Raw genomic sequence first — 15399 nt, 5'->3', positions numbered from 1 at the left:
CCAGTCCTGGTCAGCAACGGTTCTGTGACCTTGAAGGCCGACGGTACTTTGGACTTCGCGCCGACGCTCAACTACAACGGATCAACCAGTTTCACCTACACGGTCACTTCGGGCGGCGCGGTTGAGACGGCAACCGTCACGGTGACGGTCTCGGCGGTGGCCGATGCGCCGATGACGGTGGATCCGGCAGTGCCTGGTCAAACCTATGATCCGGCCACCGGCAACTATGCGGTCAGCACCAACGAGGACATGGCCTTCAATGGCCAGGTCTCGGCGGTGGATGGTGACGGCGACACGCTGACCTACAGCGTATCCTCGGCAGCCACGCACGGCATGGTGACGGTGGATTCGGCAACGGGCGCGTACACCTATACGCCGACTTCCGACTACTACGGCAGCGATAGCTTCATCATCAGCATCGATGACGGCGAAGGCAACGTGACGCAGTCGACGGTAAGTGTCACGGTGGCGGCGGTGGTGGATATCGTCAACGACACGATCACGACCAATGAAGACACAACGGTCAATATCGCGGTGGTCGGCAACGACAGCTTCGAGAACGCCGGACGCACGATCACGGCCATTGACGGCGTTGCGGTGGTGGTGGGCACGCCGATCGCGGTCGCCAACGGTTCTGTGACGTTGAAAGCCGACGGCACCTTGGACTTCGCGCCGACCTTGAACTACAACGGCTCGACCAGCTTCACGTACACCGTGACCTCTGGCGGCGCGGTGGAGACGGCATCGGTCACGGTGACCGTGACGGCGGTGGCGGATGCGCCGATGACGGTCGACCCGGCAGTCCCGGGCCAGGTCTTCGACCCGGCCACGGGCAACTATGCAATCAGCTTGAACGAAGACGCTGTGTTCAATGGTCAGGTCTCGGCGGTTGATGGCGATGGAGACACGCTTGTTTATGGGGTGGATGCTCCGGCCACGCACGGCATGGTCACGGTGGACCCGGCAACGGGCGCGTACACGTACACACCGACGGCGGATTACTACGGCAGTGACAGCTTCATCATCAGCATCGACGACGGCGCGGGCAACATCAGCTTGTCGACGGTGACGGTGACCGTGGCCGCCGTGGCGGATATTGCCGACGACACGATCACGACTGCTGAAGACACTCCGGTCAACATCGCGGTGGTCGGCAACGACAGCTTCGAGAACGCCGGACGCAGTATCACGGCCATCGACGGCATGTCGGTGGTGGTGGGAACGCCGGTCGTGGTTGCCAACGGTTCGGTCACGTTGAAGGCCGATGGCACCTTGGATTTCACGCCGGCAGCGGACTACAACGGTTCGACCAGCTTCACCTACACCGTGACATCCGGCGGGGCCGTGGAGACGGCATCGGTCACGGTGACCGTCACCGCGGTGGCGGATACGCCGATGACGGTGGATCCAGCGGTCCCCGGCCAGGTCTTTGACCCGGCCACGGGCAACTACGCGGTCAGTCTGAACGAAGACGCTGTCTTCAATGGCCAGGTTTCGGCTGTTGATGGCGACGGCGACACGCTGACCTACGGCGTATTCTCGGCTGCCACGCACGGCATGGTGACAGTCGATCCGGCGACGGGTACCTACACCTACACGCCCACGGCGGACTACTACGGCAGCGACAGCTTCATCATCAGCATCGACGATGGCGAAGGCAACGTGACGCAGTCGATGGTGAGCGTCACGGTTGCGGCAGTGGTGGATATCACCGACGACACGATCACGACGAATGAAGATACGACGGTGAACATCGCCGTAGTCGGGAACGACAGCTTCGAGAACGTCGGGCGCGCCATCACGGCCATTGACGGCATGGCGGTGGCGGTGGGTGCGCCGATCCTGGTTGCCAACGGCTCGGTCACGCTGAAGGCCGACGGCACCTTGGACTTCGCCCCGGCTGCTAATTACAACGGCTCGACCAGCTTCACGTACACCGTGACCTCTGGCGGTGTGGTTGAGACGGCAATGGTCACGGTCACCGTCACTGCCGTGGCGGATGCGCCGATGACGGTCGACCCGGCGGTCCCGGGCCAGGTCTTCGACCCGGCCACGGGCAACTACGCGATCAGCCTGAACGAGGATGGGGCCTTCAATGGCCAGGTTTCGGCGGTGGATGGCGATGGAGACACGCTTGTTTATGGGGTAGATGCCCCGGCCACGCACGGTGTGGTCACGGTGGATCCGGCAACGGGCGCGTACACCTACACACCGACGGCGGATTACTACGGTACTGACAGCTTCATCATCAGCATCGACGACGGTGCGGGCAACATCAGCTTGTCGACGGTGACGGTGACCGTGGCCGCCGTGGCGGATACTGCCGACGACACGATCACGACCAATGAGGACACAACGGTCAACATCGCCGTGCTCGGCAACGACAGCTTCGAGAATGCGGGTCGCACGATCACTGCCATCAACGGCATGGCGGTGGTGGTGGGAACGCCGATCCTGGTGGCCAACGGTTCTGTGACGTTGAAGGCCGACGGCACCTTGGACTTCGCGCCGGCAACGGACTACAACGGTTCGACCAGCTTCACGTACACCGTGACATCCGGCGGGGCCGTGGAGACGGCAACCGTCACGGTCACCGTCACTGCGGTGGCGGATGCGCCGATAGCGGTGGATCCGGCGGTCCCCGGCCAGGTCTTTGACCCGGCCACGGGCAACTACGCGATCAGCCTGAACGAGGACGCTGTCTTCACTGGCCAGGTTTCGGCTGTTGATGGCGATGGAGACACGCTGACCTACAGCGTATCCTCGGCTGCCACGCACGGCATGGTGACGGTGGACCTGGCAACGGGCGCGTACACCTACACGCCGACGGCCGACTACTACGGTGCCGACAGCTTCATCATCAGCATCGACGATGGCGAAGGCAACGTGACGCAGTCGACGGTAAGCGTCACAGTCGCGGCAGTGGTGGATATCACCGACGACACGATCACGACGAATGAGGACACGACGGTCAACATCGCAGTGGTCGGCAACGACAGCTTCGAGAACGTCGGGCGCGCCATCACGGCCATCGACGGTAATGCAGTCATGGTCGGTACGCCAGTCGCAGTTGCCAACGGTTCGGTCACGCTGAAGGCCGATGGCACCTTGGACTTCACGCCCATCACCGACTTCAACGGTCCGACCAGCTTCACCTACACCGTGACGTCTGGTGGCGCGGTGGAAACGGCATCGGTCACGGTCACCGTCACTGCCGTGGCGGATGCGCCGATGACGGTCGATCCGGCGGTCCCGGGCCAGGTCTTCGACCCGGCCACGGGCAACTACGCGATCAGCCTGAACGAGGATGGGGTCTTCAACGGCCAGGTTTCGGCGGTGGATGGCGATGGAGACACGCTTGTTTATGGGGTGGATGCTCCGGCCACGCACGGCATGGTCACGGTGGACCCTGCAACGGGCGCGTACACCTACACGCCGACGGCAGACTACTACGGCAGCGATAGCTTCATCATCAGCATCGACGATGGCGAAGGCAACGTGACGCAGTCGACGGTAAGCGTCACAGTCGCGGCAGTGGTGGATATCACCGACGACACGGTCACGACCAATGAGGACACGACGGTCAATATCGTCGTGGTCGGCAACGACAGCTTCGAGAACGCCGGACGCACGATCACTGCCATTGACGGCAACGCGGTGGTGGTGGGAACGCCGGTCCTGGTCAACAACGGTTCTGTGACGTTGAAGGCCGACGGTACGTTGGACTTCACGCCAACCACCGACTACAACGGTTCGACCAGCTTCACGTACACCGTGACGTCTGGCGGCGTGGTGGAGACGGCAACCGTCACGGTGACCGTGACGGCGGTGGCGGATGTACCAGTGACGGTGGACCCGGCGGTCCCCGGCCAAGTCTTTGACCCGGCCACGGGCAACTACGCAATCAGCCTGAACGAGGATGGAGCCTTCAATGGCCAGGTCTCGGCAGTGGATGGTGATGGCGATACGCTGCTGTATTCGGTGAACACCCCTGCCACGCACGGCATGGTGACGGTGGACCCGGCAACGGGCGCGTACACGTACACACCGACGGCGGATTACTACGGCAGTGACAGCTTCATCATCAGCATCGACGACGGCGAAGGCAACGTGACGCAGTCGACGGTAAGCGTCACAGTCGCGGCAGTGGTGGATATCACCGACGACACGGTCACGACCAATGAGGACACAACCGTCAACATCGCCGTGGTCGGCAACGACAGCTTCGAGAACGCCGGACGCACGGTCACTGCCATTGACGGCAACGCGGTGGTTGTGGGCACGCCGGTCCTGGTCAACAACGGTTCGGTCACCTTGAAGGCCGACGGCACCTTGGATTTCACGCCGGCAACGGACTACAACGGTTCGACCAGCTTCACCTACACCGTGACGTCTGGCGGGGCCGTGGAGACGGCATCGGTCACGGTGACCGTGACGGCGGTGGCGGATGTACCAGTGACGGTCGACCCGGCAGTGCCTGGCCAAACCTTTGACCCGGCCACGGGCAACTACGCGATCAGCCTGAACGAGGACGCTGTCTTCAATGGCCAGGTCTCGGCGGTTGATGGCGACGGCGATACGCTGACCTACAGCGTATCTTCGGCAGCCATGCACGGCATGGTGACGGTGGATATGGCAACGGGCGCGTACACCTACACGCCGACGGCCGACTACTACGGCAGCGACAGCTTCATCATCAGCATCGATGACGGCGAAGGCAACGTGACGCAGTCGACAGTAAGCGTCACGGTCGCGGCGGTGGTGGATATCGTCAACGACACGATCACGACGAATGAAGACACGACGGTCAACATCGCGGTGGTCGGCAACGACAGCTTCGAGAACGCGGGTCGCGCCATCACGGCTATCGACGGCATTGCAGTGGTGGTGGGTACGCCGGTCCTGGTCAGCAACGGTTCGGTCACCTTGAAGGCAGACGGCACCTTGGACTTCGCCCCGGCTGCGAACTACAACGGCTCGACCAACTTCACGTACACAGTGACATCTGGCGGGGCCATGGAGACGGCAACCGTTACGGTCACCGTCACCGCGGTGGCGGATGCGCCGATGACGGTGGATCCGGCAGTGCCTGGCCAAACCTTTGACCCTGCCACCGGCAACTACGCAATCAGCCTGAACGAGGACGGAGCGTTCACTGGCCAAGTCTCGGCGGTTGATGGCGACGGCGATACGCTGGTTTACGGCGTTAACACCCCCGCGACGCACGGCGTGGTCACGGTGGACTCGACAACGGGCGCGTACACGTATACACCGACGGCGGATTACTACGGCAGTGACAGCTTCATCATCAGCATCGACGACGGCGCGGGCAACGTGACGCAGTCGACGGTAAGCGTCACAGTCGCGGCAGTGGTGGATATCACCGACGACACGGTCACGACCAATGAGGACACGACGGTCAATATCGCCGTGGTCGGCAGCGACAGCTTCGAGAACGCCGGACGCACGATCACTGCCATTGACGGCAACGCGGTGGTGGTGGGAACGCCGGTCCTGGTCAACAACGGTTCGGTCACCTTGAAGGCCGACGGCACCTTGGATTTCACGCCGGCAACGGACTACAACGGTTCGACCAGCTTCACCTACACCGTGACGTCTGGCGGGGCCGTGGAGACGGCATCGGTCACGGTGACCGTGACGGCGGTGGCGGATGTACCAGTGACGGTCGACCCGGCAGTGCCTGGCCAAACCTTTGACCCGGCCACGGGCAACTACGCGATCAGCCTGAACGAGGACGCTGTCTTCAATGGCCAGGTCTCGGCGGTTGATGGCGACGGCGATACGCTGACCTACAGCGTATCTTCGGCAGCCATGCACGGCATGGTGACGGTGGATATGGCAACGGGCGCGTACACCTACACGCCGACGGCCGACTACTACGGCAGCGACAGCTTCATCATCAGCATCGATGACGGCGAAGGCAACGTGACGCAGTCGACAGTAAGCGTCACGGTCGCGGCGGTGGTGGATATCGTCAACGACACGATCACGACGAATGAAGACACGACGGTCAACATCGCGGTGGTCGGCAACGACAGCTTCGAGAACGCGGGTCGCGCCATCACGGCTATCGACGGCATTGCAGTGGTGGTGGGTACGCCGGTCGTGGTTGCCAACGGTTCGGTCACGCTGAAGGCCGATGGCACCTTGGACTTTACGCCCATCACCGACTTCAACGGTCCGACCAGCTTCACCTACACCGTGACGTCTGGTGGCGCCGTGGAGACGGCAACCGTCACGGCGACTGTCACTGCGGTGGCGGATGTACCCGTGACGGTCGATCCGGCAGTCCCGGGCCAGGTCTTCGACCCGGCCACGGGCAACTACGCGATCGGCCTGAACGAGGATGGGGCCTTCAACGGCCAGGTTTCGGCGGTGGATGGCGATGGAGACACGCTTGTTTATGGGGTAGATGCTCCGGCCACGCACGGCATGGTCACGGTGGACCCGGCAACGGGCGCGTACACCTACACGCCGACGGCGGATTACTACGGTACTGACAGCTTCATCATCAGCATCGACGATGGCGAAGGCAACGTGACGCAGTCGACGGTAAGCGTCACAGTCGCGGCAGTGGTGGATATCACCGACGACACGATCACGACGAATGAGGACACGACGGTCAACATCGCAGTGGTCGGCAACGACAGCTTCGAGAATGCGGGTCGCACGATCACGGCCATCAACGGCATGGCGGTGGTGGTGGGAACGCCGGTCGCGGTTGCCAACGGTTCGGTCACGCTGAAAGCCGACGGCACCTTGGACTTCACGCCGGCAACGGACTACAACGGCTCGACCAGCTTCACGTACACCGTGACGTCTGGCGGCGCGGTGGAGACGGCAACCGTCACGGTTACGGTCACGGCGGTGGCGGATGCGCCGATAGCGGTGGATCCAGCGGTCCCCGGCCAGGTCTTTGATCCGGCCACGGGCAACTACGCAATCAGCCTGAACGAGGATGGAGCCTTCGCTGGCCAGGTCTCGGCGGTTGATGGCGACGGCGATACGCTGACCTACAGCGTATCCTCGGCAGCCACGCATGGCATGGTGACAGTCGATCCGGCAACGGGCGCGTACACCTACACGCCGACGGCCGACTACTACGGTGCCGACAGCTTCATCATCAGCATCGGTGACGGCGCAGGCAACTTCGTCCTGTCGACGGTGAGTGTCACGGTTGCGGCGGTGGTGGATGTCACGGACGACACGATCACCACCAACGAAGACACGACGGTCAACATCGCGGTGGTCGGCAACGACAGCTTCGAGAACGCGGGTCGCGCCATCACGGCTATCGACGGCATTGCAATGGTGGTGGGTACGCCGGTCGTGGTTGCCAACGGTTCGGTCACGCTGAAGGCCGATGGCACCTTGGACTTCACGCCCATCACCGACTACAACGGCTCGACCAGCTTCACCTACACCGTGACGTCTGGTGGCGCCGTGGAGACGGCAACCGTCACGGCGACTGTCACTGCGGTGGCGGATGTACCCGTGACGGTCGATCCGGCAGTCCCGGGCCAGGTCTTCGACCCGGCCACGGGCAACTACGCGATCAGCCTGAACGAGGATGGGGCCTTCAACGGCCAGGTTTCGGCGGTGGATGGTGATGGCGATACGCTGCTGTATTCGGTGAACACCCCTGCCACGCACGGCATGGTCACGGTTGATCCCGCAACGGGCGCCTACACCTACACGCCGACGGCCGACTACTACGGTGCCGACAGCTTCATCATCAGCATCGACGACGGCGAAGGCAACGTAACGCAGTCGACGGTAAGCGTCACGGTCGCGGCAGTGGTGGACATCCTCAACGACACCATCACGACCAATGAAGACACTCCGGTCAACATCGCGGTGGTCGGCAACGACAGCTTCGAGAACGCCGGACGCGCCATCACGGCCGTCGATGGCAACGCCATCTTGGTGGGCATACCGGTCGCGGTCGCCAACGGTTCTGTGACGTTGAAGGCCGACGGCACCTTGGATTTCACCCCGGCAACCGACTTCAACGGCCCGACGAGCTTCACCTACACCGTGACCTCGGGTGGCGCGCTGGAGACGGCAACCGTCACGGTGACGGTCACGGCAGTGGCGGATGTGCCGATGATGGTCGACCCGGCAGTACCGGGCCAGACCTTTGACCCGGCCACCGGCAACTATGCGGTGAGCACTAGCGAGGAAACGGCCGTCAATGGCCGAGTCTCGGCGGTGGATGGAGACGGTGACGCGCTGACTTATGGCGTAAGCACCCCGGCGCTGCATGGCATGGTGGCGGTTGACCCGGCAACGGGCGCGTACATCTACACGCCGACGGCGGACTACTACGGTCCCGACAGCTTCATCATCAGCATCGCCGACGGCACGGGCAACATCAGCTTGTCGACGGTGACGGTGACGGTGGCGGCGGTGGTGGATATCGCCAACGACACCGTCATGACCGCCGAGGACACCACGGTCAACATCGCCGTGCTCGGCAACGACAGCTTCGAGAACGCGGGTCGCGCCATCACGGCCATTGATGGCAACGCGGTGGTGGTGGGGACGCCGGTCCTGGTCAGCAACGGTTCTGTGACGTTGAAGGCCGACGGCACCTTGGACTTTGCGCCGGCCTTGAACTACAACGGTTCGACCAGTTTCACGTACACGGTAACGTCAGGTGGCGCCACCGAGACGGCAACAGTCACGATCACCGTCACGGCGGTGGCCGATGTACCGACGACGGTGGATCCTGCGGTCCCCGGTCAAACCTTTGACCCGGCCACGGGCAACTATGCAATCAGCCTGAACGAGGACGGCGCCTTCACTGGCCAGGTCTCGGCGGTTGATGGCGATGGAGACACGCTGGTGTATGGGGTGAACACCCCGGCGACGCACGGCGCGGTGACGGTTGACCCGGCAACGGGCGCCTACACGTACACCCCGACGGCGGATTACTACGGTGCCGACAGCTTCATCATCAGCATCGATGACGGCGAGGGCAACGTCATCCTGTCGACGATCAGTGTGACGGTGGCGGCGGTGGTGGATATCGCCAACGACACGATCACGACCGATGAAGACACGACGGTCAATATCGCGGTAGTCAGCAACGACACCTTCGAGAACGCCGGACGCGCCATCACGGCGATCGACGGCAACGCCATCGTGGTGGGCACGCCGGTCGCGGTCGCCAACGGCTCGGTCACTCTGAAAGCCGACGGCACCTTGGACTTCACACCGACCACGGACTTCAACGGTCCGACAAGCTTCACGTATACGGTGACCTCAGGTGGCGCCACCGAGACGGCAAGCGTCACGGTGACCGTCACCGCGGTGGCTGACGTGCCGATGATGGTCGACCCGGCAGTACCCGGTCAAACCTTTGACCCGGCTACCGGCAACTATGCAATCAGCCTGAATGAGGACGGCGCCTTCACTGGCGAGGTCTCGGCGGTTGATGGTGACGGTGACCCGCTGACTTTTGGCGTAAACACCCCGGCGCTGCATGGCATGGTGGCGGTTGATTCGGCAACGGGCGCGTACACGTACACGCCGACGGCCGACTACTACGGTGCCGACAGCTTCATCATCAGCATCGACGACGGCACGGGCAACATCAGCTTGTCGACGGTGACGGTGACCGTGGCCGCCGTGGCGGATATTGCCGACGACACGATCACAACCAATGAAGACACGACGGTCAACATCGCGGTGATCGGCAATGACAGCTTCGAGAATGCCGGTCGCAGCATCACGGCCATCGACGGCAACGCAGTCATGGTCGGTACGCCGGTCGCGGTTGCCAACGGTTCTGTGACGTTGAAGGCCGACGGCACCTTGGACTTCGCCCCGGCTGCGAACTACAACGGCTCGACCAGCTTCACGTACACGGTAACGTCAGGTGGCGCCACCGAGACGGCAACCGTCACCATCACCGTCACCTCGGTGGCTGATGCGCCGGTAGCGATGGATCCGGCGGTCCCGGGTCAGGTCTTTGACCCGGCCACCGGCAACTACGCGATCAGCCTGAACGAAGACGGGGCCTTCACAGGACAGGTTTCGGCGGTGGATGGCGACGGCGATACGCTGGTTTATGGAGTTAACAACCCCGCGACGCACGGCATGGTGACGGTGGATTCGGCAACGGGTGTGTACACCTACATCCCGACGGCCGACTACTACGGTGCCGACAGCTTCATCATCAGCATCGATGACGGCGAGGGCAACGTCATCCTGTCGACGATCAGTGTGACGGTGGCGGCGGTGGTGGATATCGCCAACGATGCGATCACGACCAATGAAGACACGACGGTCAATATCGCAGTCGTCGGCAACGACAGCTTCGAGAACGCCGGACGCGCCATCACGGCCATCGACGGCAACGCTGTCTTGGTGGGTACGCCGGTCGCGGTTGCCAACGGCTCGGTCACCTTGAAGGCCGATGGCACCTTGGACTTCACACCGACCACGGACTTCAACGGTCCGACAAGCTTCACGTATACGGTGACCTCAGGTGGCGCCACCGAGACGGCAACGGTCACGGTGACTGTCACCGCGGTGGCTGACGTACCGACGACGGTGGATCCTGCCGTCCCCGGTCAAACCTTTGACGCGGCCACGGGCAACTATGCAATCAGTCTGAACGAGGACGGCGCCTTCACTGGCCAGGTCTCGGCTGTGGATGGCGATGGTGACACGCTGACTTATGGCGTAAGCAACCCGGCGCTGCATGGCATGGTGGCGGTTGACCCGGCAACGGGCGCGTACACCTACACGCCGACGGCCGACTACTACGGTGCTGACAGCTTCATCATCAGCATCGATGACGGCGAAGGCAACGTGACGCAGTCGACGGTAAGCGTCACGGTCGCGGCAGTGGTCGACATCGACAACGACGCGATCACCACCAACGAGGACACGACGGTCAACCTCGCCGTGGTCGGCAACGACAGCTTCGAGAACGCCGGGCGCAGCATCACGGCCATCGACGGCATTGCAGTCATGGTCGGTACGCCGGTCGCGGTCGCCAACGGCTCGGTCACGCTGAAAGCCGACGGCTCCTTGGACTTCACGCCGACAACGGACTTCAACGGCCCGACCAGCTTCACCTACACCGTGACGTCTGGTGGTGCGGTGGAGACGGCAACGGTTACGGTGACCGTGACGGCGGTGGCGGATGTGCCAGTGACGGTCGACCCTGCGATTCCCGGTCAAACCTTTGATCCGGCCACGGGCAACTACGCAATCAACCTGAACGAGGACGGGGCCTTCAACGGCCAGGTCTCCGCGGTCGACGGCGACGGAGACCCGCTGACTTATGGGGTGGATACCCCGGCAACGCACGGCATGGTGACGGTGGATCCGGTGACGGGCGCCTACACCTACACGCCAACGGCCGACTACTACGGTACAGACAGCTTCATCATCAGCATCGACGACGGCATGGGCAACATCAGCTTGTCGACGGTGACGGTGACAGTGGCCGCCGTGGTGGATATCGCCAACGACACGGTCACGACCAATGAAGACACCCCGGTCAACATCGCGGTAGTGGGCAACGACAGCTTCGAGAACGCCGGACGCAGCATCACGGCCATCGACGGCAATGCCATCTTGGTGGACATCCCGGTCGCGGTCGCCAACGGTTCGGTCACGCTGAAGGCCGACGGCACCTTGGACTTCGCGCCGGCCGCGAACTACAACGGCTCGACCAGTTTCACCTATACCGTGACGTCTGGCGGCGCCACCGAGACGGCGACCGTTACGGTGACGGTCACCGCCGTGGTGGATGTGCCGATGCCGGTAGACCCGGCAGTGCCTGGCCAAACCTTCGATCCGGCCACCGGCAACTACGCCGTCAGCACGACTGAAGACGCGGCGGTAAGCGGCCAGGTCTTGGCGGTGGATGGCGATGGCGACACGCTGACCTACAGCGTGGGCGCGGTGCCGACGCATGGCTCAGTGACGGTCGACGCAGCAACTGGCGCCTACACCTACACACCGACGGCCGACTACAACGGCAGCGACAACTTCATCATCAGCATTGACGATGGCGAAGGCAACGTGACGCAGTCGACGGTGAGCGTGACGGTTGCGGCGGTGGTGGACGTCGCCAGCGACACGATCACGACCACCGAAGACACGACGGTCAACATCGCGGTGCTCGGCAACGACAGCTTCGAGAACGCCGGACGCAGCATCACCGCCATCGACGGCATTGCGGCGGTGGTGGGTACGCCGGTCGCGGTCGCCAACGGCTCGGTCACCCTGAAACCCGACGGCACCTTGGACTTCGCCCCGGCTACCGACTACAACGGCTCGACCAGCTTCACGTACACGGTGACCTCGGGTGGCGTCACCGAGTCGGCAAGCGTCACGGTGACCGTGACGGCAGTCGCCGACGTACCCATGACGGTAGATCCCGCTGTTCCCGGTCAGACCTTTGACCCGGCCACCGGCAACTATGCGGTCAGCACCGTTGAAGACATGGCCGTCAATGGCCAGGTCTCGGCGGTGGATGGCGACGGTGACACCCTGACTTATGGGGTGAACACCCCGGCGACCCATGGCACGGTCACGGTTGACTCGGCAACGGGCGCGTACACCTACACGCCGACGGCGGACTACTACGGTGCCGACAGCTTCATCATCAGCATCGACGACGGCACGGGCAACATCAGCCTGTCGACGGTGACCGTGACGGTGGCCGCCATGGTGGACATCACCAGCGACACGATCACGACCAATGAAGACACGACGGTCAACATCGCGGTGCTCGGCAACGACAGCTTCGAGAACGCCGGGCGCAGCATCACGACCATCGACGGCAACGCCGTCGTGGTCGGTACGCCGGTCGCGGTCGCCAACGGTTCGGTCACGCTGAAGGCCGACGGCACCTTGGACTTCGCCCCGGCCGCGAACTACAACGGTTCGACCAGCTTCACCTACACCGTGACGTCTGGCGGCGCGGTGGAGACGGCGACCGTGACGGTCACCGTGACCGCCGTGGCGGATGTGCCGACGATGGTGGACCCCGCGGTCCCCGGTCAGACGTTTGATCCGGCCACGGGCAACTACGCGGTCAGCACCGTTGAAGACACGGCCTTCAATGGCCAGGTCTCGGCGGTCGATGGCGACGGTGACACGCTGGCTTATGGGGTGGATGCTCCGGCCACGCACGGTGTGGTCACGGTGGATCCGGTGACGGGTGCCTACACCTACACACCGACGGCGGATTACTACGGTACCGACAGCTTCATCATCAGCATCGACGACGGCATGGGCAACATCAGCTTGTCGACCGTGACGGTGACCGTGGCAGCCGTGGCGGATGTTGCCGACGACACGATCACGACCAACGAGGACACCACGGTCAACATCGCGGTGCTCGGCAACGACAGCTTCGAGAACGCCGGGCGCATCATCTCGGCCATCGACGGCAACGCCATCGTGGTGGGCACGCCCGTGGCAGTCGCCAACGGTTCGGTCACGCTGAAGGCCGACGGCACCCTGGACTTCCTGCCGGCCTCGCAGTATCACGGTTCAACCAGCTTCACCTACACCGTGACCTCGGGGGGCGTCACCGAGACCGCGACGGCCACGGTCAACGTCACCTCGATCAACGACGTACCCATCTTGGTGGATGTCCGGATTGGCGGCCAGGTGTTGAACCCCGCCACGGGCGAGTACGGCGTACCGACAACGGAGGACACATCGGTCGCCGGACGCGTGGAGGCGCTGGATTCGGACGGTGAACCGGTGCAGTACTCGATGACCACCTTGCCGGCCCACGGTGTGGTGACGCTGAATGCCGCGACGGGAGACTACGTCTACACGGCCATCGGCGATTTCCACGGCAACGACCGCTTCGTGGTCACGATTACCGATAGCAGCGGCGGCTCGGTGCGAACGGTGGTGAACGTGACCGTCGGGGCGATTGTGGACATCGACCACGACACGGTGACGACCAACGAAGATACAACGGTCAATATCGCGGTTCAGGCCAACAACACCTTCGAGAACGCCACCCACGTCATTACGGCCATTGATGGGTCGGCCGTGGTGGCGGGAACCCCGGTCGCGGTCGCCAACGGTCTGGTGACGCTGCGTGCCGATGGCACCTTGGACTTCACGCCTTCGGCCAACTACAACGGCACCACGAACTTCACCTACACCGTGACTGCGGGTGGCGTCACCGAGACGGCGACCGTTACGGTGAATGTGACGGCCGTGAACGATAGTCCGATCGTGCCGGGAGGATCTGTGAGCTTGCCGCTGGGTGACGGCGTGGACGTGCCGGCTGACCAGGGCTTGCTGGCCGGCGCGTCGGATTCCGAAGGCGACCCCTTGCGCGTCATCGAGGTCAGCGTGGACGGGGTGGCCGGAAGCACGCCCGTCGGCACGCCGATCGTGATCCCGGGCCGGGGAACGTTGTTGGTACGGGCCGACGGCAGCTATGTCTTCACCCCGTTGGCGAACTTCGTGGGCGAGCTGGTCGTGCGCTACACGGTCGGCGACGGCAACGGCGGTGTAACCGAAGCGACGATCAGGCTGTCCAACTCGACACCTGTGTTTACGGAGGAAGAGGAGCTTCGTCGGGTTCCGCTGCCGGGGGCCGGCGCCTTGGACACGAGTGGCAACGGCGGTCTGGCTCGCGCAGGCGAGGCGGATTCGGTGCTGATCCAAACGGTGAATGGCCTGGGTTCACTGAACGGCACCGCGGATCTGCTGCATCCGGATGGCGCGGTGTCGCGGGCGGTCAATGGAGTCGACAGCCTTGATCATGTGGCTTCCTTCGGGGCCTCTGGCGCGGTCCTGCAAGCGGTCAACGATATTTCGCCGCTGAACGGCAACGGCGATATGGGGACGCGCAGCGGCTTGCACCAACTGCTGGGGTCCGCCTTGGGCGGCGGGCTGGAAGGCGGTCAGTCGGTGTTGTCGTCCTTGCCGCTGGGTGGCGGATTGCAGCTGGATCTGCTGGGGCGTGGCGACCAGTTGCTGATCATCATCAACGCAGGGGCAGGCGCGGACGGCATGAGCGTCACGCTGGCCAACGGTGCTCCACTGCCGGCTTGGGTGCGGGCGGATGGACGAGGGCTCTTTTTGATCAATCGTCCGGCAGGCGTGGAAGCGCTGACTCTCCGATTGACGCAGCGCTCGGCGTCTGGAGCAGTGGTCGACCGGCTTGTCACGATCGACTTCCTGTCTGGCGAGCTGCGTGAACAACGTGGCTCGGCGGGTGCCGCCTTGCGTCCGGAAACCTCACCCGACACCACGCCCCGGGCAGCGGCAGCCGAGCCGGTCAGGTTGGCGGGAGCATCGTTCGCGCAGCAGTTGGCGCAAGCGGCCCGGCAGCACGACGCGGAGGATGCTGCCTTGATGGACCTGCTGGACTAA

Annotated in this window: 1 protein-coding gene (only partly in view); it reads left to right on the top strand. The window is 63.5% G+C overall.

Features of this window, described 5'->3' with window-relative positions:
• A protein-coding gene (locus tag CVS48_RS04550; RefSeq protein WP_100853438.1) for an Ig-like domain-containing protein crosses the window boundary here: on the top strand, positions 1-15399 show its 3' portion. 11850 nt of this gene lie to the left of the window's left edge; the window shows 15399 of its 27249 coding nt (coding positions 11851-27249); its start codon lies off the left edge, out of view; it ends in the stop codon at positions 15397-15399.

The sequence above is a fragment of the Achromobacter spanius genome, assembly GCF_002812705.1.
GTDB lineage: Bacteria > Pseudomonadota > Gammaproteobacteria > Burkholderiales > Burkholderiaceae_B > Achromobacter > Achromobacter spanius.
This window is presented reverse-complemented; position numbering and strand designations above follow the sequence as displayed.